This window comes from Pantoea sp. DY-15, assembly GCF_019795935.1.
Lineage (GTDB): Bacteria > Pseudomonadota > Gammaproteobacteria > Enterobacterales > Enterobacteriaceae > Pantoea > Pantoea leporis.
Genome location: NZ_JAIMIF010000001.1, coordinates 1,393,537 through 1,413,672, shown reverse-complemented (window position 1 = coordinate 1,413,672; position 20,136 = coordinate 1,393,537). Strand labels below are relative to the sequence as shown.

At 54.1% G+C, this 20,136-nt stretch carries 21 protein-coding genes; 10 read left to right on the top strand and 11 right to left on the bottom strand.

Going from position 1 to position 20,136, the window contains the following annotated elements; all coding sequences use genetic code 11:
• Nucleotides 1-30: 30 nt before the first annotated feature.
• The gene (locus K5Y32_RS06740; protein ID WP_222182323.1) at nt 31-1,413 is read right to left on the bottom strand and encodes an MFS transporter; all 1,383 of its coding nucleotides are present in this window, start codon (nt 1,411-1,413) and stop codon (nt 31-33) included.
• Nucleotides 1,414-1,606: 193 nt separating this feature from the next.
• On the opposite strand from K5Y32_RS06740, the gene kdgR reads away from it, so the two are divergent.
• Nucleotides 1,607-2,398: a DNA-binding transcriptional regulator KdgR gene (gene kdgR, locus K5Y32_RS06735; RefSeq protein ID WP_176972779.1), complete on the top strand. Its 792-nt coding sequence runs from the start codon at nt 1,607-1,609 to the stop codon at nt 2,396-2,398.
• A 36-nt stretch (nt 2,399-2,434) separates the two neighbouring features.
• Here the strand turns inward: kdgR and K5Y32_RS06730 are convergent, their stop codons facing one another.
• Nucleotides 2,435-2,671 (bottom strand): YobH family protein, encoded by a 237-nt coding sequence (locus K5Y32_RS06730; RefSeq protein WP_008110416.1) that lies wholly within the window; start codon nt 2,669-2,671, stop codon nt 2,435-2,437.
• 216 nt (nt 2,672-2,887) lie between these two features.
• On the opposite strand from K5Y32_RS06730, the gene K5Y32_RS06725 reads away from it, so the two are divergent.
• The 4 genes from K5Y32_RS06725 to rlmA all read left to right on the top strand — a co-directional run bounded on the left by K5Y32_RS06725 (nt 2,888) and on the right by rlmA (nt 5,162).
• On the top strand, nt 2,888-3,163 hold the full coding sequence (locus K5Y32_RS06725; protein ID WP_222182322.1) for a YebO family protein: 276 nt from the start codon (nt 2,888-2,890) through the stop codon (nt 3,161-3,163).
• 683 nt (nt 3,164-3,846) lie between these two features.
• Nucleotides 3,847-3,921, top strand: coding sequence for a DUF2627 domain-containing protein (locus K5Y32_RS06720; RefSeq protein ID WP_110866451.1), 75 nt, complete (start codon nt 3,847-3,849; stop codon nt 3,919-3,921).
• 83 nt (nt 3,922-4,004) lie between these two features.
• Nucleotides 4,005-4,214 carry a transcription antiterminator/RNA stability regulator CspE gene (cspE, locus tag K5Y32_RS06715; RefSeq protein WP_008110414.1) on the top strand — a complete coding sequence of 70 codons (210 nt, stop codon included), beginning with the start codon at nt 4,005-4,007 and terminating at the stop codon, nt 4,212-4,214.
• A gap of 141 nt (nt 4,215-4,355) precedes the next feature.
• Nucleotides 4,356-5,162, top strand: a complete 807-nt coding sequence (gene rlmA / locus K5Y32_RS06710; protein WP_222182321.1) for a 23S rRNA (guanine(745)-N(1))-methyltransferase — start codon at nt 4,356-4,358, stop codon at nt 5,160-5,162.
• Here the strand turns inward: rlmA and K5Y32_RS06705 are convergent.
• The 4 genes from K5Y32_RS06705 to manX all read right to left on the bottom strand — a co-directional run bounded on the left by K5Y32_RS06705 (nt 5,159) and on the right by manX (nt 8,400).
• Nucleotides 5,159-5,617, bottom strand: coding sequence for a DUF986 family protein (locus K5Y32_RS06705; protein ID WP_110866290.1), 459 nt, complete (start codon nt 5,615-5,617; stop codon nt 5,159-5,161). The genes rlmA and K5Y32_RS06705 overlap by 4 nt on opposite strands.
• Nucleotides 5,618-5,709: 92 nt before the next feature.
• Nucleotides 5,710-6,555: a PTS mannose transporter subunit IID gene (locus K5Y32_RS06700; protein WP_008110411.1), complete on the bottom strand. Its 846-nt coding sequence runs from the start codon at nt 6,553-6,555 to the stop codon at nt 5,710-5,712.
• 14 nt (nt 6,556-6,569) lie between these two features.
• On the bottom strand, nt 6,570-7,370 hold the full coding sequence (locus K5Y32_RS06695) for a PTS mannose/fructose/sorbose transporter subunit IIC (protein WP_064738889.1): 801 nt from the start codon (nt 7,368-7,370) through the stop codon (nt 6,570-6,572).
• A gap of 58 nt (nt 7,371-7,428) precedes the next feature.
• Nucleotides 7,429-8,400: a PTS mannose transporter subunit IIAB gene (manX, locus tag K5Y32_RS06690; RefSeq protein WP_222182319.1), complete on the bottom strand. Its 972-nt coding sequence runs from the start codon at nt 8,398-8,400 to the stop codon at nt 7,429-7,431.
• Between the two features lie 511 nt (nt 8,401-8,911).
• On the opposite strand from manX, the gene K5Y32_RS06685 reads away from it, so the two are divergent.
• Nucleotides 8,912-10,477: a TerC family protein gene (locus K5Y32_RS06685; RefSeq protein ID WP_222182318.1), complete on the top strand. Its 1,566-nt coding sequence runs from the start codon at nt 8,912-8,914 to the stop codon at nt 10,475-10,477.
• Between the two features lie 54 nt (nt 10,478-10,531).
• On the opposite strand, the gene K5Y32_RS06680 is transcribed toward K5Y32_RS06685, so the two are convergent.
• The 4 genes from K5Y32_RS06680 to pabB form a co-directional block, all read right to left on the bottom strand.
• Nucleotides 10,532-12,094 carry an EAL domain-containing protein gene (locus K5Y32_RS06680; RefSeq protein WP_222182316.1) on the bottom strand — a complete coding sequence of 521 codons (1,563 nt, stop codon included), beginning with the start codon at nt 12,092-12,094 and terminating at the stop codon, nt 10,532-10,534.
• A 219-nt stretch (nt 12,095-12,313) separates the two neighbouring features.
• Nucleotides 12,314-13,678, bottom strand: coding sequence for an L-serine ammonia-lyase (locus tag K5Y32_RS06675; protein ID WP_101764191.1), 1,365 nt, complete (start codon nt 13,676-13,678; stop codon nt 12,314-12,316).
• Between the two features lie 322 nt (nt 13,679-14,000).
• On the bottom strand, nt 14,001-14,570 hold the full coding sequence (locus tag K5Y32_RS06670; protein ID WP_222182314.1) for a CoA pyrophosphatase: 570 nt from the start codon (nt 14,568-14,570) through the stop codon (nt 14,001-14,003).
• Between the two features lies 1 nt (nt 14,571).
• Nucleotides 14,572-15,930 carry an aminodeoxychorismate synthase component 1 gene (gene pabB / locus K5Y32_RS06665; protein ID WP_222182312.1) on the bottom strand — a complete coding sequence of 453 codons (1,359 nt, stop codon included), beginning with the start codon at nt 15,928-15,930 and terminating at the stop codon, nt 14,572-14,574.
• Nucleotides 15,931-16,040: 110 nt separating this feature from the next.
• Here pabB and K5Y32_RS06660 point away from each other — a divergent pair, with 110 nt between their 5' ends.
• The gene (locus K5Y32_RS06660; RefSeq protein ID WP_008110398.1) at nt 16,041-16,238 is read left to right on the top strand and encodes a YoaH family protein; all 198 of its coding nucleotides are present in this window, start codon (nt 16,041-16,043) and stop codon (nt 16,236-16,238) included.
• A 14-nt stretch (nt 16,239-16,252) separates the two neighbouring features.
• Here the strand turns inward: K5Y32_RS06660 and K5Y32_RS06655 are convergent, their stop codons facing one another.
• Nucleotides 16,253-16,597 carry a RidA family protein gene (locus tag K5Y32_RS06655; protein WP_061718729.1) on the bottom strand — a complete coding sequence of 115 codons (345 nt, stop codon included), beginning with the start codon at nt 16,595-16,597 and terminating at the stop codon, nt 16,253-16,255.
• Between the two features lie 124 nt (nt 16,598-16,721).
• Between K5Y32_RS06655 and K5Y32_RS06650 the strand changes: the two genes are divergently transcribed.
• From K5Y32_RS06650 to K5Y32_RS06640, 3 genes are read left to right on the top strand one after another with little or no spacing between them, the layout of a single operon-like run.
• Entirely contained in the window at nt 16,722-18,632 is a 1,911-nt protein-coding gene (locus K5Y32_RS06650; protein WP_222182311.1) for an ATP-dependent DNA helicase, read from the top strand.
• A 52-nt stretch (nt 18,633-18,684) separates the two neighbouring features.
• On the top strand, nt 18,685-19,383 hold the full coding sequence (gene tsaB, locus K5Y32_RS06645) for a tRNA (adenosine(37)-N6)-threonylcarbamoyltransferase complex dimerization subunit type 1 TsaB (RefSeq protein ID WP_222182309.1): 699 nt from the start codon (nt 18,685-18,687) through the stop codon (nt 19,381-19,383).
• Nucleotides 19,384-19,443: 60 nt separating this feature from the next.
• Nucleotides 19,444-20,037 (top strand): Slp family lipoprotein, encoded by a 594-nt coding sequence (locus K5Y32_RS06640; RefSeq protein ID WP_176970028.1) that lies wholly within the window; start codon nt 19,444-19,446, stop codon nt 20,035-20,037.
• Nucleotides 20,038-20,136 lie beyond the last annotated feature (99 nt).

The window sequence follows — 20,136 nt, the reverse complement described above, 5'->3', positions numbered from 1 at the left end:
AAAGGGCGCCAGATGGCGCCCTTGCTGTTTCTAGGATTCGGCAGCCTGCCGTGACTGCGTCATGCGTGCCAGGCTTACCACAGCGGCGACGCTGGCAAAGCTGCCCGCTAACAGCAGAGACGCGTGTGTGCCGCTGTCGTTGAACAGATTAAACATCAGCGCCACCAGCGCCGCGCCGCTGCTTTGTCCCACCAGACGCGCGGTGCCCAGCATTCCGCTGGCGCCACCGCTGCGATTACGTGGTGCTGCGGTGATGATGGTGTGATTGTTGGGCGACTGGAACAGGCCAAAACCGGCACCGCACAGCATCATGCGCCAGATGATATCCACGTCAGTTGGCTGATTCGGCAATAGCGCCAGCAGGAACAGACCGGCGGCGAACATCGCTAATCCCAATCCACCCAGTAATCCGGCATGGAACTTCTCGATCAGGCGACCCGCAATCGGTGCCATCACCATGGTTGCCAGCGGCCACGGCGTGAGCAGCAAACCGGTTGCCACTTCATCCCGGCCCAGCACGTTTTGCAGGAAGAACGGCAACGCCACCATCGCCAGCATCTGCGCGCAGAACGAGCAAATTGAGGTGCCAATCGACAGCGAAAAGATCGGAATGCGCAGCAAATCCACCGGCAGCAACGGCACTGGCATCGCCAACTGGCGACGGACAAACACGATGCCAACCAATACCAATGCCACCAGTTCGGCCACAATCAGCCAGCCGTTTTGTCCCTGCGAGAAACCGCTCAGTGCAGATATGAGCAGGCCAAAGAACAGCGCATTCATCACGGCGCTTGGCACGTCGAATTTCTGTTGTTTGGCTTTCTGGGTGTTATCCGGCAGGAAACGCAACGCCAGCCACAGCGCAACGATGCCGAGTGGAATGTTGATCAGAAACAGCCATTTCCAGCTGGCAACAGACAGGATCGCCGCCGCTACGGTTGGACCGGCCGCGCTGGAGACCGCAACAATCAGCGAATTGATCGCCATACCGCGCCCGAGGAAGCGCTGCGGATAGATGATGCGGATCAGCGCCGTGTTCACGCTCATCAACGCGGCACCACCAAAGCCTTGCAGCACACGCGCCACGGTCAGCGTATTCAACGATGAGGAGAGGGCGCAAAACAGGGAGGTAGCGATAAACAGCGCGAGTCCAACCTGATAGACGCGGCGGTAGCCGAGCATATCGCCGAGAAACGACAGCGACAGCAGCGAAATAACGATGGCGATTTGGTAGGCGTTAACAATCCAGATCGATTCGGCTGGGCTGGCATTCAATTCACGCGCAATGGTTGGTAAGGCCACGTTGGCGATAGCTCCATCCAGCACCGCCATCATAATACCGAGCGCAATGGTGATGATCGCGCCATAGCGCTGTGGAAGGGGTAATCCATCCTGTGCAACAGTAGAAGGCATAAGTAAAGTAAGTAAAGAGAGTGAATATCATCATGCTAATCAATTCGCTGCTGAAAAGCACCGTATTCATTTACATAAAATTACGTGTGAATGTGTCACTTAGCGTCAGTCGTTGCCGCCATCAGGCTGAAACGCATATACTGGCGTTTCTGTTCCGTTTTTTTTGAAACACTGTCAAAAAAGGATACGCGCCATGGCGAGCAGCGATAATGATAAACAGCCAGACTCGGTTTCATCAGTGATGAAAGTGTTTGGCATTCTGCAGGCGCTGGGCGAAGAGCGCGATCACGGTATCACCGAATTGTCCCAGCGTGTGATGATGTCGAAAAGCACCGTCTATCGCTTTCTACAGACCATGAAATCGCTCGGCTATGTGGCGCAGGAAGGGGAAAGTGAGAAATACTCGCTGACGCTCAAGCTGTTCGAACTCGGCGCCAAAGCGTTGCAGAACGTCGATCTGATTCGTAGCGCCGATATTGAGATGCGTGAGCTGTCGCGTCTGACTAAAGAAACCATTCACCTCGGCGCGCTGGAAGAAGACAGCATCGTCTACATCCATAAAATCGATTCTCTTTATAACCTGCGTATGTATTCGCGCATCGGCCGCCGCAATCCACTGCACACCACCGCGATTGGTAAAGTGCTGCTGGCATGGCGCGATCGCGCTGAAGTGCAGGAGATCCTGAGCGAAGTGGAATTCCGCCGCAGTACCGCGAAAACCATTGTTACTGCAGAAGCGTTGCTAGCGGTGTTGGATCAGGTAAAAGTACAGGGATTTGGCGAAGATAATGAAGAGCAGGAAGAGGGCTTACGTTGCATCGCGGTGCCGGTATTTGACCGTTTTGGCGTGGTGATTGCGGGGCTAAGCATCTCGTTCCCCACCATTCGTTTTTCCGAAGAAGCCAAAAATGAGTATGTGGCGATGCTGCACCGTGCGGCGCGCAATCTGTCCGAACAAATGGGCTACCACGACTATCCTTTCTGAAATGAAAAACGGGCTGGCAACAGCCCGTTTCAATGCTTAATTGTCGACCACTTCGCCACTTTTCTTCAGCAGTGGACAATCCGTTACGCCGACGATACCGCTGTCTGTGTGCAGATACTGTGCCGTAATCATTCCGCGTGCGGTCAGATAGCTGCATTGCAGCCCCAATCCCGCCGCATTCTTATTGCTGCCGGTGAGTACGCCATAGCCGGTTAGCAGCATCGCTAACCAAATTAATGCCACCAGCATAATCGTCCGAATAAGTAGTTTCATCTTTTCTCCTTGTGATACACAACGCAGCGCGTCCAACGTTGCTGCGAATCTACTGTAGCAGCATGCCGCGCTTTAGCCATCGAATCGATCAGAGATAACTGAAAGAGAGGAGATGCGGGATAATCTGCTTTCCGTCGCTACCCATTATCTTTTGCGTCGGCAACGAGTAGAATCAGCGGCGGAGTAGATGTTTGATTTTTGACTACAGAGGCAGTTATGAACGAATTAGCCGCAAACACCAGCCCGCTGTTTAACTATGGCGTTCTGGCCATCATCATTCTTGTGGCCTTTATTGTCTGGTTCTTTGTTAACCGGGCTAGCGTGCGCGCCAGTGAGCAGATCCGTTTGCTGGAAGCCGTTATCGAAGAGCAAAAGAAACAGAATGCGCTCCTGCGTCGTCTGGTTGACGCACAGCCATCCACAGCAAAAGTACCCGCAGATGAAGACGAGGATGAAAAACGCGATTTTATTCGGATGATCCCGGAACGTTAAGCCGTAGGAAGGGGTGAAATGATCGCCGTTATGGCAACCGCTGCGCACTAAAATGGTGCGTGGCGGGATAATGGCTTCTAGTAAATTCCCTTTTAAGCCAGGTATGAATAGCAACCATCCCTGCCCGAATGAATATCAACTAAGATTTATCCTAATGAGTTTTTGTTAAATCAACCTCTTGAATGTTTTTTTAACATTTAATTGTTGGGTAGATAGTTAAAATTGAGATAAATGCCACGTAATGTTAATGCGTTTATATGGGGCGCATATTATTGGCTTCTCCTGATTTTGGTGCAAATCAATTACGAACTTATACCCGATAAAATTATTTGTACAAGATTTGAACAGCACGCAGTTGTTGTGTAGCGAGCGAACTTTTCAGTGGAATATTTTATTGATGCCATATTAGTGCAATATTTTTGTCGTAGTGTTAACCCCTTAAATTTGTACCGATTTAGACATTACCGCTGCGCTTGACTAAGCGGCGATTTAGCGCTAACTATACTGACTGATAACCCTTTTTCGCGCACCTTGCGCGTTGGGTGTCAATATGTTGATTGATGAAGTGCCGCGTTAATTAACTAATTATGTGCGTCACGTCGATCACCGTTTAAAAATGGCTTGCCATTAATTTACGGATATGTGATAACAAATCGTAGGTCAAACGAGGTACAGTTCTGTTTATGTATGGCATCTTCAGTAAAGAAGTTACGAGTAAAGACGTTGACGTTGAATACCGCTTCCTTGCCGAACCTTAAATTAGTGCCTCATTCAGTAATGTCTCTGGTTTATCTGTAAGTCTGCCTGCGGGCAATATAATCATTGAAAGGAAATTTGCGAAATGGCAAAGATTAAAGGTCAGGTTAAGTGGTTCAACGAGTCTAAAGGTTTTGGTTTTATTACTCCTGCTGATGGTAGCAAAGATGTGTTCGTACACTTCTCTGCAATCCAGGGCAATGGTTTTAAAACTCTGGCTGAAGGCCAAAGCGTTGAGTTCGAAATCCAGGATGGCCAGAAAGGTCCTGCTGCGGTCAACGTTACCCCAATCTGATTTCGCCCTCAGGCTCGGTGCCATGCACCACTGAAACGAATCCTAAAGCCCCGTTCACTGAACGGGGCTTTTTCTTTTATTCTTTCTGTAGCCAGATGATCAGGGTAAACTGCGCCGCGAATTGCTAACCCGGAGTTATCTATGTCTTTGATTTGCCCACTTTGTCATCAGCCTTTATTGCAGCAGGCCAATAGCTTCCGCTGTGATGCAGGTCATCAGTTTGATCAGGCGAAAGAAGGGTACGTCAATTTACTGCCGGTGCAGCACAAAGGTTCGCGCGAACCGGGTGATAGCGCCGAGATGCTGCAGGCACGACGCGCCTTTCTCGATGCCGGACACTATCAGCCGTTGCAAGAGGGTGTCGCCGGGATCCTCGCGCAGCATCTGAGTGAGCAAGGTGCGCAGCTGTTAGATATCGGATGTGGAGAAGGTTATTACACTGCGGCGATGGCCGATGCGTTACCGCAGGCGCAACTCTTTGGGCTGGATGTAGCGAAAGCGGCGATTCGCATGGCAGCAAAACGTTATCGCGAGGTGAAATTTTGCGTGGCGTCCAGCCAGCGTTTACCTTTTGCCGATGCTTCTCTGGATGGCGTGGTGCGCATCTATGCGCCCTGCAATGAAGATGAGCTGAGCCGCGTAATTAAAGCAGGTGGCTACCTGCTAACGGTGACGCCGGGACCGCATCACTTGCAGCAATTCAAGGCGCTGATTTATCGCGAAGTGCAGCTGCACGCGGCGGAAGAGAAGGTGTATGCCGGCTTTAAGCAGGTCGATCAACAAAACCTGACTTACAGCATGACGTTGAGCGGAAGTGAGGCGGTGAGCTTATTGCAGATGACGCCATTTGCCTGGCGCGCGCGCGAAGAAGTGTGGCAGAACCTGGCGGCATCCAGCGAGTTTAACTGTGATGCCGACTTCATGCTGACGTTATGGCAGCGCGATTAACGCGCTTCAACCAGCGTATTGTAGATTCGTTCCAGGTCATCAAGCTGTTTGACGGCAATCAGCAGGCGGCGCTGCTCCAGCTGCATCACCAGAATGCCGTCTTCAGACAGATTCATACTCTGAATGCGACCGTAGTCGATCCACACGCTGCCAAAAAACAGTCCATTTTCCTTCATCAACAGCTTCGGGCTGCGCACCCAGAATAGCCAAATCGCCATAAAGCACAGCACCATCAACAAATTGGTGGTGAGTTGTGTGCCATGTTTATCAATGTTGTTCCACAGCAGAATCAGCAGCAGCACCACAAAAATGGCGCTATCGATTTTATGGCGACGGCGCAGTGCGACGCGCAGTTTGGTAGGGCCATTGCGGCGCGGCAGAATCGCTTCATCATAGATGGCGAACAGAATGAAGCCTGCAATCAACAGGGCGATCAGGGCGTCAGTCAGTGACATTAGGTGTTCTTCCTCAATCGAAATTACCTCAACGTGGGCGCTCAGGTAATGCCGCTCGAAAATAGCCGGGAGCAGGACTCCCGGCGGGATGATTACAGACCGAGCAGGCCGATCCAGTAACCGAAGATACCGAGGGCGAAGAAGCCGACGATAATCCACAACGCATTCACCTTACGACGCAACAGCCACATACAGCCAAAAGTCAGCAGTAGCGGAATCAGGCCTGGCATCAGCTGATCGAGGATCGATTGCACCGTAGTAACCGTGGTTTTACCAGTTTGGTCGGTGATGCGCGACACCACCAGCGGCACATTCACATGCGTCCACTTATTAACCAAGGCCCCCATGACAAAGAGGCCGAGAATCGACGCGCCCTCCGTCAGTTTCTGCAGGAAACCGCCGCCCATATCGCTGACGATATCCACGCCTTTACGGTAGCCATAAGCCACACCGTAATAACGCGTTAACAGACGCACAGCGTTAAACAGGATGAAGAACAGCAATGGACCCAGCAGGCTACCGCTCATCGCGATACCGGCACCCAGCGCAGCAAACACCGGACGCACGGTACCCCAGAAAATCGGGTCACCTACACCAGCCAGCGGACCCATCAGACCCACTTTGATGCCGTTAATCGCTGCATCATCAATTGGCGCACCGTTGGCACGCTGCTCTTCCATTGCCATGGTAACGCCCAGCACCGGCGCCGCTACGTAAGGATGGGTGTTGAAGAACTCGAGGTGACGTTTAATCGCCTGTTTACGTTCGTCGTTGTTTTCTGGATAGAGGCGACGAATCACCGGCACCATTGAGTAGCAAAAACCCAGCGCCTGCATACGTTCAAAGTTCCACGAACCCTGAAACAGGTTAGAGCGCAGGAACACACCGCGGACATCGCCGGGGGTGAGTTTCTTTGGAGTGTTAGTTGTATCAACCATGATTTCACCTGTTCCTAGTCGAGTTCGTTATCGAGGTCATTGTTTGCAGGACCGCTGGTTGCAGCACCTGCAACGCGGTTATATTTCGGTGCCAGCTGGATATACAGCACCGCCATCACCACGCCAATCACGCCAAGCGCAACCAGGTTAAAGTTGGTGAAGGCTGCAGTAACGAAGCCAAGGTAGAAGAACGGCATCAGGTAGCCCGCGCGCATCATGTTGATGACCATCGCGTAACCCACCACCACGATCATGCCGCCGGCGATGTTCAGGCCGTTGGTGACCACGTCTGGAATTGAGTTCAGCAGTTCCTGAACCACGTGAGTACCGACAGAAATCGCCACGATCAGTGCTGGGATGGCAATACGCATCGCCTGCAGTACCAGCGCGGATACGTGGATCCAGCTGATCGCCGTCAGGTTACCCTTCTCGGCTGCCTTATCGGCGGCGTGCTGGAAGGCCACGGTGATGGTACGCACGATGATGGTCAGAACCTGACCGGCCGCAGCCAGCGGAATCGCCAGCGCGATTCCGGCGCCCACGCTTTGACCACCGGCAATAACCAGAATGGTTGAGATAATCGAAGCCAGCGCCGCATCCGGTGCAACGGCCGCACCGATGTTCATCCAGCCCAGTGCAATCATCTCCAGCGTACCGCCGATGATGATACCGGTTTTCATATCACCGAGGACCGCACCAATTAAGGTACAAGCCACCAGCGGACGGTGGAACTGGAACTCATCAAGAATCGATCCCATCCCGGCAATACAGGCCACAATAAATATCAAAATGATTTGTAGCGTGGTTATCTCCATTGCATTTCTCCTCTGCAAGGTCTCTAAAATTCGCCCACGTATGCAGGCAAAGGGCGAACTACGGATTGACCTTGGCGATCAGGTCCATCATTTTCAGTCGCTGATCGCTGGACACTTTACGTACTTCCAGTTCGATACCGCGCTCATTAAGTTTGCGGAACGCCGTGATATCTTTTTCATCCACCGATACCGCGTTGTTCACCTGCGTTTTGCCCTGACGGAACGCCATGCCGCCAATATTGACCGACTTAATGTCCACGCCTTGCTCGACAATCCTCACCACATCGGTAGGATTGGTGAACAGCAGCATCACCTTGTCATTGCCATATTTCGGGTTGTTCCACACGCGAACCATCTTATCGATATCCACCACGTGCGCGGTAACGCCCGGCGGGGCCACCTGCGTCAGCAGCGTTTTGCGCACATGGTCGTTCGCCACTTCATCAGATACCACGATGATGCGGGTAACGTTGGTCTCTTTGGTCCAGCGCGTGGCCACTTGCCCGTGAATCAAGCGGTCATCAATACGCGCCAGGCCGATTTTCATGTGATCGCCTGCAGCCATTGGTTTTTGCGGCTGAGCAGGCGCTTTCGCTGCAACCGGAGCAGGCGCAGCTGCGGCTTGCGCTGGCGTTTCAGTTTTGAGGGCTTTAACGCCTTCACGACCGGCCTCTACCGCGATGTGAATCAGTTCTTCCAGCGATGGGTTGTCATCACGTCCCATCAAGGTTTCCACCAGCATCGGGATGTTGACGCCAGCGATGACATCATAGCCATCCTTATCCACCACAATGCGGCTGGCCGCATTAAATGGACTGCCACCCCAGGTATCGACCAGGAACAACACGCCCTTTGACGTGTCGAGATCGGCCAGCCGTGCCTGATACTTTTCGATTAGCGTTTCTGCATTTTCGCCGGGAACGAAATCAATCCATCCGACATTTTCCTGCTCACCCAACAGCATCTCTGCTGTTTTAAGCAACTGTTCTGCCGCCCAGCCATGTGTACCAATTACAATAGCAATGGTCACTTGCTACCTCCGTTCGCGTGAGAGATTCTCTGGCATTGCCGGGAATCATTGAAAATTACCGTTAGTGTTTCAGGTGGATCGTTAATGATGTGATAGAGAAAAAGCATCAATAAATAAAACGCAACAATCCGCTGCACAGCGATAAGGTCGCGATTTATTTTAGTGATCGAAAAAATAAATTATGTGATGTTTGTCAGCTATTTCGCGCGTAACGGCGCTAATGTGCACTTTTGTTCGATATTCCTGCGTTAACGTAGATATTTGTAAATGTAATAAATTTTTTTGACGTCGTTGATGTAACTGATACATTAGCGTTCTGTTTTTTATTCAGGAGTACCGGGCTTCAGCTCACCTTTATGGACCGTCACCGACGTCGCTCAACATGTTCTCAGCGCTTTAACGCGCCCGCTTCCACGCTCTTCAGCGTTATCACCGCCTGTAACGATCTCTCGTCTCGCCCTCTGGTGCAGACTCAATTTCGTGCGCCTTCACGTCCGGTAAGGAGTCATTGATGGAATTTCTCTTCGACCCCTCAATTTGGGCGGGTTTGCTCACGCTGATCGTGCTGGAAATTGTTCTCGGCATTGATAACCTGGTGTTTATCGCCATCCTCGCGGACAAATTGCCGCCGAAGCAGCGCGATAAAGCCCGTCTAATCGGATTGTCGCTCGCCCTGGTGATGCGTCTTGGCTTGCTGTCGCTGATCTCCTGGATCGTGACGCTGACGCGGCCCCTATTCAGCGTAGGCGATTTCAGCTTTTCCGGACGAGATTTAATTCTGTTGTTTGGTGGTTTGTTCCTGTTATTCAAGGGAACCATGGAACTGCATGAGCGGCTTGAGAACCGCGGGCTCGAACATCAGGGCAATAAGAGCTACGCCAGTTTCTGGGCGGTGGTGATTCAGATTGTGGTGCTGGATGCGGTGTTCTCACTCGACGCGGTGATTACCGCGGTCGGTATGGTAAACCATCTGCCGGTGATGATGACCGCCGTGGTGATCGCCATGGGCGTCATGCTGCTGGCCTCGAAACCGCTGACGCGTTTTGTGAATGAACACCCAACGGTGGTGGTGCTGTGTCTGAGCTTCCTGCTGATGATTGGTTTGTCGCTGGTGGCCGAAGGTTTTGGTTTCCACATTCCCAAAGGTTACCTGTACGCCGCGATCGGCTTCTCGATCATCATCGAGCTATTTAACCAGATTGCGCGCCGTAACTTTATTAAGCATCAGGAACATCGCCCGATGCGTGAACGCACCGCCGAAGCGATTCTGCGTTTGATGGGTGGACGCCAGCGTAAGCAAGCGACGACAACTGAAGAAACCTCATTGACCGAAGCGATGCCGCAGGAAGCGTTTAAGGACGAAGAGCGCTACATGATCAACGGCGTATTGACGTTATCGCAGCGTTCAATCCGTAGCATCATGACGCCGCGCGGTAACATTTCGTGGGTGGATGTTTCGCGTCCGCTGGATGAAATTCGTATTCAGCTGCTGGATACGCCACACAGTTTGTTCCCGGTATGTCGCGGTGAGCTGGATGAAATCATCGGCGTGGTGCGTGCCAAAGAGCTGCTGGTGGCGCTGGAACACGGCATGGATGTGGCGACCTTTGCGGCTAACACGCCGGCGATAGTGGTTCCGGAAACCCTGGACCCAATCAATCTGCTGGGCGTGCTGCGCCGTGCTAAAGGTAGCTTTGTAATTGTCACCAACGAATTTGGTGTGGTGCAGGGCTTAATCACGCCGCTGGACGTGCTGGAAGCGATTGCCGGTGAGTTCCCGGATGAAGACGAAACGCCAGATATCATTGCCGATGGTGACGGTTGGTTAGTGAAGGGCGGGACCGATTTACACTCGCTGCAACAGCTGCTGGATCATCACGAGTTGGTGAAAGCCGATGAACATCACGCCTCGCTAGCCGGTTTGTTGATTGCACAGAAAGGTCAGCTGCCGCTGCCGGGCGAAGTGATTGATTTGCCGCCGCTGCATTTCCAGGTGATTGAGGCGACGGATTACCGTATCGACCTGGTGCGCGTCACCAAAGATAAGCCATTCGATGACGAAGAACACGCCGAGTAAGTAATCGCACTGAAGTAAACAAAAACGGCCATCCCAAAAGGAGTGGCCGTTTTTTTATGCGCTAAGCTGCGCCTGATGCTGCTCCAGCCATTGCGGGAAATCTTCAATCGGCATCGGGCGCGCGTAGAGATAGCCTTGCAGATGGTCGACGCCGCGCTCACGCAGATAATGCGCCTGCTCGGCAGTTTCCACACCTTCCGCCACCAGCGAAATATTCAGGCGCTGCGCCAGCGAAATCACCATATCGGTGACGGTAGCGTTAATCGCATCGGTACCAATGGCGGCAGTGAAAATCTTATCGATTTTAAGCACGTCCGGTTTGAGGTCTTTCAGATAAGCCAGCGAACTGTGGCCGGTACCAAAATCATCAATCGCCAGACGCACGCCAATCTCATGCAGCTGCGACACCACCGATTGATCGATGATGGGCAGAGCATCACGCTCCGTCAGCTCAACCACCAGTTTTGGAATGGGATTGGCCGGCCACCAGATATTTTGCAGATCTTCCACAATGGCGCGATCGCGAAAATGGCTGGCAGCGACGTTAATCGCAATGTGGAATGACGGACATTGCGGCAGATTCGGCAGCTCATCCACCACTTTCGCCAGCACGAATCGGGTTAACGGCGCGATCAGATTTTGCCGTTCGGCCAGCGGAATAAACACGTCCGGCGCAATCCAGCCCTGACGCTGGTTATGCCAGCGCAGCAGCAGCTCCATGCCGTCACATTCGCCGCTTTTGGCGTTAATCAGCGGCTGGCAATAAACCATAAATTCGTTAGCGGTGATGCCATAACTGATCTGCCAGCTGAGGCTCATGCGATTGGCGGTCGCCAACCAGACGATGTAACCCATTAGCAGGCTTAGCATCAGCGCCAGCGGCAGCTGTGAAGGCAACGTGTTGAGCGCCAGCCGGGCGGGAGAAGGGCCATACAAGGTGATGCTGAACGGATAACGCAGCGACGCCTGATCGTAAGCCACTTCATCTTCAGAGGGTTCAGTTTGTTCAATCAGCGGATTACCGTATTCAAGGCTCTGACCACCCACGTTGAAGATGGCGCGCTCAACCCACGGCAACTGCGGCTCCAGCAGATAATTGGTCATCAATTCAATATTAATGACTTGCAACAGACCTTCGCGGTTATCCAGCGATTTTGGCGTCCACAGCAACAGTACCGGCGATCCTTTCAACAGATCACTGTCGGCGGCTAACATCATGCGCTGATTATTGATGGCTAATTCAGGATAGGTTTGGCTGAAGGAGAGATTTTGCGGGCCGAAAATGCTGGAGCAGTAGAGCGTGTCGTCCTGCACCAGCAGCACGGTGCGCACGGTTTGCAGCGCGGCAATTTTCTCAATCAGCGGATAGCGCACTTGTGCGCAAGGTACGCCAACCAGGCCGAGCGTGTTGTTGGCGGAAACGTCCAGCGGCGAGAACATACGATCAAAGCGTTCAATCGCGCGGGTAGCGAAATTCAGTGACTGCTGCTCAATGCGCGATTTCTCTTCGATATAACGAAAAGTCAGCGTCAGGACCAGAACCAGCGAGGCGATCACTAACGCGATAAGCAGTCGCTTACGGCGAAATTGACCCACAAATTGCTGGGGAATGAGCATCAGTAACCACCTTGCAAAACAAAGATTGAAGCCAAATTAACGTGTAGGTTATCGGCATTGAGGCGGCCAGGTTTAGCGCGGCTGAATAAAAAATACGGCACTAAAAAAAGCGCGGCCACTAAGGGCCGCGCTCGAAATCAATGTATCTGGTTTACTCAGTTGGAGGTAGCAACAGATGAATAAAAATATTCAACTGTTGTTTAAATCACCAGCGAAGCGTTAGTCGCACTGGACCTTAATCGCCAATCCGCCGCGTGAAGTTTCACGGTATTTGGCGTTCATGTCCTTACCGGTTTCGTACATGGTCTCAATCACTTTATCCAGCGACACGCGTGGTTCACTGGTGCGGCGCAGCGCCATGCGCGCGGAGTTAATGGCTTTTACGGAAGCGATGGCGTTACGCTCAATGCACGGCACCTGAACCTGGCCAGCGACCGGATCGCAGGTTAATCCCAGATTGTGTTCCATGCCGATTTCCGCCGCCACGCATACCTGTTCCGGGCTGCCGCCCAGCAGTTCCGCCAGACCAGCGGCCGCCATGGAACACGCCACGCCCACTTCGCCCTGACAGCCCACTTCGGCACCCGAAATAGAGGCGTTCATTTTATACAGCACGCCAATGGCACCAGAAGAGAGGAAGTAGCGGATAAAGATGTCCGGCGTAACGGGTTCGATAAAGTGATCGTAATAGGCCAGCACTGCAGGCACGATGCCGCAGGCGCCGTTTGTTGGCGCCGTCACTACACGACCGCCGGCCGCGTTCTCTTCATTCACTGCCAGCGCAAACATATTCACCCAGTCGATCACATCCATCGGATCTTTCGAGTGCTTTGAGGATGACACCAGCAGACGGCGCAGTGAAGCCGCACGACGAGGTACGCGCAACGGACCCGGCAGCACGCCTTCGGTATTCAGACCACGATCGATACAGGCCTGCATGGTTTGCCACACGTTGCCAAAATAGGCATAAATCTCGTCGCGAGTATGCAGCGCCAGTTCGTTTTTCATCACCAAACCGGACAGCGACAGCCCACTTTCGCGACAGTGGCTGAGCAGCTCTTTAGCAGAGTGGAAAGGCCACGGCACAGAAACTTCGTTCAACACCGGTTGGCCGAAATGCTCTTCATCGACGATGAAACCGCCGCCGATGGAGTAGTAGGTTTTGCTTAGAATCAGCAGATCGCCCGCGAAGGCAAATACCGTCATGCCGTTTTCATGCAGCGACAGGTTTTCGCTGCGGAATACCATGCCGCCTTCACGTGGAAAATCCACTTCACGCGCGCCGTTGGCTAACAGCAGACGTTCGCGCTGCTCCACATCTTTGATGAACGCGGGAATGCCATCGATATCGACGGTGGCCGGTTCGAAGCCCGCCAGGCCCATGATAATCGCGATATCAGTGTGGTGACCTTTGCCCGTGAGCGACAGCGAACCATAGACGTCAACCGCCACGCGCGTCACGTCCTGCAATTTGCCTTGTTCGGCCAGCAGATCAACAAACTGCTTGCCCGCTTTCATCGGGCCGACGGTATGTGAACTGGATGGGCCGATGCCCACTTTAAACATGTCAAAAACACTAATCACCGGTGACACTCCTCACAAATCTTATTCTGCACGGCATAAGCCGTTTATGCGGCTAATAGTAATCGCCCATGCCGTATAACGAGCAGCTTTTCGCATGAAATAAACTAATTATAAACCCCAGAAATAGTTATCCGTTTGTACAGTTGTGAAGCGGATCGGTTTTCCCGGCGAAAGGCTAACGTTCAGCGCTGCGGATTGCCGGCCCAAAAGGGCCCCGGCCTGCTCCGAAGCTTCAGTGTGTGCTGCTGAAAAGGGCACCTTTGCCAGAGCTCGCATCAGATCTAAAGCAAAAAGATATTTTAACTGGCAAGCATTAGGCGATTTACGGCAGGGCGATTTGTTGACCGAGCGCACGAATAATCCCGGCGGTCATGCCCCAGATAAAATAATCCTCGTACCAGGATAACCAAACCTGATGTTGGCGATGACCACGGCGCAAGGTGAGATCGCTGTAGCGGCTCAAACGCAATGCTTCCGCCAGCGGCATGGCAAAGGCGCTTTCCACTTCGTCCGGATTGAGCTGCAAAGCAAAATCAGCCGGAATAATGCCAACTACCGGCGTAACGGCGAAACCGGTGCTGCTGGTCACCGGCGGCAGAACGCCGATGATCTGCACCTGTTCCGGCTGAATCCCCACTTCTTCCTGCGCTTCACGCAGTGCGGTGTGGATCAGCGAGGTGTCAGTGGCATCCTGCATGCCGCCGGGAAAGGCGACTTGCCCGGCGTGTTTACGCAGGTGCGATGAGCGGCGCGTGAGCAGCAAGCCAGGTTCTGCGCCGTCGATCACCGGCACCAGCACCGCCGCACGGCGTCCGCTGATGGCGCTTTTCGGCACGTGCAGCGGCGGTTGCAGGACAAAGTGGCTGAGGAACTGCTCAAGGGTTAAATTCATTTCAGGTCCCATCACGCAGGCTGGGCAAAATACGGTTCACCTTATGGAAGGTTTCCTGATATTCGGCATCAAGGTCGCTGTCTGCCACTAATCCGCCACCGGCGGCGCAGTAAAGCTGATGGTTTTCCGCAATCAGCGTGCGAATGGTGATGCTGGTATCCATACGGCCACACAGGCTGATGTAGCCGATGCTGCCACACCACGCATTGCGGCGATGCGGCTCTAACTCTTCGATGATCTCCATCGCGCGGATCTTCGGTGCGCCGGTAATTGAACCGCCGGGGAAACAGGCGCGCAGCAGGTCGGTTGCACTCAGCGTCTCAGGCAAACGCGCACGCACGGTGCTAACCAGATGATGCACCGCCGGGAAAGGTTCAACCACGAACAGTTCCGGTACGCTGACGCTGCCGGGCACGGCCACGCGGCCAATATCATTGCGCAGCAGATCGACAATCATCAGGTTCTCAGCGCGATCTTTCTGCGAGTTGGCGAGCTTCTCTGCCTGCAAACGGTCGGCCTCGGCATCAGCAAGACGCGGCAAAGTACCTTTAATCGGACGCGTTTCTATTTCCTGCTGCTGTAAAGCGAGGAAGCGCTCAGGCGATAAACTCAGCAGCACGCTGTCCGGCAAACGCAGGAAGGCGCTGAACGGCGCGCGATTCGCCTGCGTAAGACTCAAAAATGCCTGCCACTCATCACCGCGATAGCCCGCCTGAAAACGCTGTGCCAGATTCACCTGATAGCAATCACCGGCTTGAATATAGGCCTGCACCGCGTGGAACCGCTGCGCATACTGGTCATAACTGAGGTTGGATTGCCACTCGCTGGTCAAGGCGAAAGGCTCGGCGGGCGGCGCGGTTTGTGCTTGCAGCCAGTGCCAGCGCTGCCCGGCATCGCTGAGCGAAATCAGCGTCAGTTTTTGCAGATGGTGATCGGCGATCAGCGCCCAGTCATAAATGCCTACCGCCATATCCGGCGTGGTGAGATCCTGCAGCGCGCGCTGCGGCAGGTTTTCAAAGCGTCGTCCTAAATCGTAACCGAACAGGCCGAGGGCGCCGCCCTGAAACGGTAATCCGGCATCAAAAGCTGGCGTGAAGCCCAGCGCGGCACATTGCTGTTGCACCAGCAGCAGCGGATCGGCGGCGGAGTGAATGACGTCATCACCGCAGATAATTTCGGTGCTGGCACCGCGTGTAGTCAGCGTCGCGCGCGGATCGGCGGTGAGGATATCAAAGCGATTATCCGCATGATCGGCCTGGCCGGAGGTCAGCAACATCGCCCAGCGTTGGTGGGCTAGCGGAGCAAAAAGGTCTAACAGCGTTTCGGGCGTATACTTCAGAACGAGGCTTTTTACCATCATGGGACAAATCACTTCAGCAAGCAGGTCGCTAGCCTGACATATTTTTTTGTTGCTGGCACCCGTTTGTTCCACGTGGTAATAATGCGTCCCCCATGCACCAGGAGTGAATTATGTTTACAGGTCTTCCAGCGTTATCCCATGAGCAACAGCAGCAAGCGGTTGAACGCATCCAGGAATTGATGGCGGGCGGTATGTCGAGCGGACAGGCGATTGCGCAGGTGGCGCAGGAGATTCGTCAAACCTATAAAGGTGAAGCCATTCGGGCGATGTTCGAAGACGACGAGGATGAAGAAGACGACAACGAATAACGCCCGAACGGATTTTACAGCGCGGCGATGATTTTAATTTCGACTTTATACTTCGGGTTCATCAAACCGGCCTGCACGGTGCAACGCACCGGCGCATTGCCTGGCGAAACCCACGCATCCCAGGCGCGATTCATCGCCGGAAAATCGCTTTTCTCCACCAGAAAAATGGTGGCGTCGAGGATCTTGCTCTTATCCGATCCCACGCGCGTCAGAATGGCGTCAATCACCGCCAACGCATTGGCGGTTTGCGCTTCCGCATCTTCATCCAGGTTTTCCGGTACGCTGGTGTAATAGACGGTTTGGTTATGCACCACGGCTTCGGACATACGGTGCTCTGGATCAATACGCGTAATGGTCATGCTGTTCTCCTTTAATTTTGCTGCGCTAGCCTGCCATATCCCAGGGGCGCATGTCATCTGTTGTGGTTGCCCGCCGGGAATCCTGACATAATTACAGTGGTTTTAATTTTTGATGTGAGGAAGTGTGGCAGACGATTTTGCAGCTGATGGCGCACTGGCGCAGGCAATTCCGGGCTTTAAACCGCGTGAAGCACAGCGCCAAATGGCCAAAGCGGTAACCGAGGCGGTGAAAACAGGCGGCGAGCTGGTAGTAGAAGCGGGCACCGGAACCGGTAAAACCTATGCCTATCTGGCGCCGGCATTGCGGGCAAAGAAAAAAGTCATTGTCTCCACCGGTTCCAAAGCGTTGCAGGATCAGCTCTATAATCGCGATCTGCCTACCATCGCGCGTGCCCTGAAGTTCAGCGGCAAAACTGCGCTGCTGAAAGGGCGCTCCAACTATTTATGCCTCGAACGTCTTGAGCAGCAGAATCAAACCGGCGGCGATCTCAGCGTTCAGGCGCTGGGCGATTTGATCAGCGTGCGCGGCTGGTCGTCAGAAACCACCGATGGCGACGTCAGCAACTGCAACGGCGTGGCCGAAGACAGCCCGATCTGGCCGTTCGTCACCAGCACCAACGATAACTGCCTCGGCAGCGATTGCCCGCTGTATAAAGATTGCTTCGTGGTCAAAGCGCGCAAAAAAGCCATGGACGCCGATGTGGTGGTGGTGAACCATCATCTGTTTCTTGCCGATCTGGTGGTGAAAGAGGGCGGCTTTGGCGAACTGATTCCGGAGGCCGATGTGATGATCTTCGATGAAGCGCATCAGCTCCCCGATATCGCCAGCCAGTATTTCGGTCAGCGGCTGTCGAGCCGTCAACTGCAGGACCTCGCCAAAGACATCATCATCGCCTATCGCACCGAAGTGCGGGATGTACAGCAGCTACAGAAATCTGCCGATCGCCTGGCGCAGTGCGCGCAGGATTTCCGTTTGACGCTCGGCGAACCGGGTTTTCGCGGCAACCTGCGCGATCTGCTGAGCGACAACAACATCATGCGCATGTTTACCTTGCTGGATGATGCGCTCGAACTCTGTTACGACGTGATCAAACTGTCGCTCGGCCGTTCCGCGCTGCTGGACGCCGCTTTTGAGCGCGCGGCGCTGTATCGCACGCGCCTGAAACGGCTGCGCGCCATTGATGAGCCTGGCTTCAGCTATTGGTATGAGTGCAACAGCCGCCATTTCACGCTGGCGCTGACCCCGCTGTCGGTGGCGGAACGCTTCCGGGAAGTGATGGATAACCGCAAAGCCGCGTGGATTTTCACGTCTGCTACGCTGGCGGTAAATGAGCAGATGAGCCATTTCTCCAGCCGCCTTGGCGTGGATAACGCCACCACCATGATCCTCGACAGCCCGTTCGATTACACCCAGCAGGCGCTGCTGTGCGTGCCACGCAACATGCCGGAACCCAATCACCCTGGCGGCGCGCGCCAGCTGGCGCGCATGATGAAGCCGCTAATTGATGCCAACAAAGGCCGCTGCTTCTTCCTCTGCACCTCGCACAAGATGATGCGCGAGTTAGCCATTGAGTTTCGTGCTTCTATGACGTTGCCGGTGCTGCTGCAGGGTGAAACCAGTAAAGGACAGCTGCTGAAGCAGTTCCTGGAAGCCGGTAACGCGTTGTTGGTCGCCACCAGCAGCTTCTGGGAAGGTGTCGACGTGCGCGGCGATGCGCTGTCGTTGGTGATCATCGACAAGCTGCCGTTTACCTCGCCGGAAGATCCGCTGCTCAAAGCACGCATGGAAGATTGCCGCTTGCGCGGCGGCGATCCCTTTAATGATGTGCAACTGCCCGATGCGGTGATCACTCTGAAACAGGGCGTGGGGCGTTTGATTCGTGATACCGAAGATCGCGGTGTGCTGGTGATTTGCGATCAGCGTCTGGTTTCTCGCCCTTACGGCGGCCTGTTCCTGAACAGTTTGCCACCCACGCCGCGCACCCGCGATATTGCGCGCGCCATCGAATTTGTCCGTCAGCCAGTGGATCACTAATTTGTGCCAGGCTGTGATAAGATGCGCGCCATTTTGACTCTCTGAGGTTGTTATGTCCGCCCGAATTTTAGCTCTGGACACGGCGACAGAAGCCTGTTCTGCCGCGCTGCAAAATCTGCAGCAGATTGATGCCCGCTTTGAAATCGCCCCGCGCGATCACACCCAACGTATTCTGCCGCTGGTGCAAGAGCTGTTGCAGGCGCAGCAGCTGGAGCTGACCGCGCTTGACGTGCTGGCGTTTGGCCGTGGACCGGGCAGTTTTACCGGTGTGCGTATCGGCATTGGCATTGCTCAAGGGCTGGCGCTCGGCGCGAATCTGCCGATGATCGGCGTCTCCTCATTAGCGACCATGGCGCAGGGCGTGTGGCGTTTAACCGGCGCGACGCGCGTGCTGGCCGCAATCGACGCGCGAATGGGCGAACTCTATTGGGCTGAATATCAGCGCGACGAAAACGGCGAATGGCAGGGTGCGGAAACCGAAGCGGTGATCAAACCTGACGTGGCGCAGCAACGTATTGCCGCATTAGGCGGCGAATGGACCGTTGTTGGCACCGGCTGGCAAGCTTATCCGCATCTGCTGACCTCACCAGGCGCACAGCTTATTGCCTCAGAGGTGTTGTTACCCGCAGCCGAAGATATGCTGCCGCTGGCGCTCAGCGCCTGGCAGCGTGATGAAGCGGTCGCGGTGGAGAATGCCGAGCCGGTTTATCTGCGCAATGAAGTGGCATGGAAAAAGTTGCCGGGACGCTAGGTCGCGCGCAACTTATTTTCGCGTGCTCAGTCTAATCAGAGAAATAACAGGAGAAGTGCTATGCCAATAAGTCGTAAAGGGATGTCTGGCGCTCTGTTAGCCTGCGCAATGCTGCTCAGCGGCTGTGTTTCGGTGCCAGATTCAATTAAAGGAAGTTCTGAGCTTCCACAGCAAGATTTACTGCGCGTGATGAACGCGCCGCAACTGTTTGTCGGCCAGGAATCACGCTTCGGCGGGAAAGTGGTGAAAGTCACCAATCTTAACGGCTTAACGCGCGTGGAGATTGCGACCCAACCGCTGGATGAGAGCGCGCGTCCGCGTTTAGGTGCAGCCTCAGTTGGCCGCATCTTTGCCGACATCCGCGGCTTTGTTGATCCGGTGGATTTGAATAACCAATACATCACGGTGCTGGGCAACATCAAAGGCATCGAGAAAGGCGATATCGGTAAGGCCAGCTACAACTTTGTGGTGATCGATGTGCGCGGCTATCAGCGCTGGCATTTGACGCAACAGGTGATGACGCCGCCGCAGCCGATTGATCCCTACATCTGGTATGGCCCAACGCGCCATCGTCCCGGATATTGGGGACCCAATCCGTACTGGGGCATGAACCTCGGCCAACCGGCGCAGGTGCAAACTATCCTCACCGAGTAAGCTATTAATTGTGTTATTTACGGCCCGGTCGCGGTGCTTGCGAACGGGCCTTTTTATTGGGCGCGCAACCGATGCGCGAAATTTAGTGATGCGCTTCGC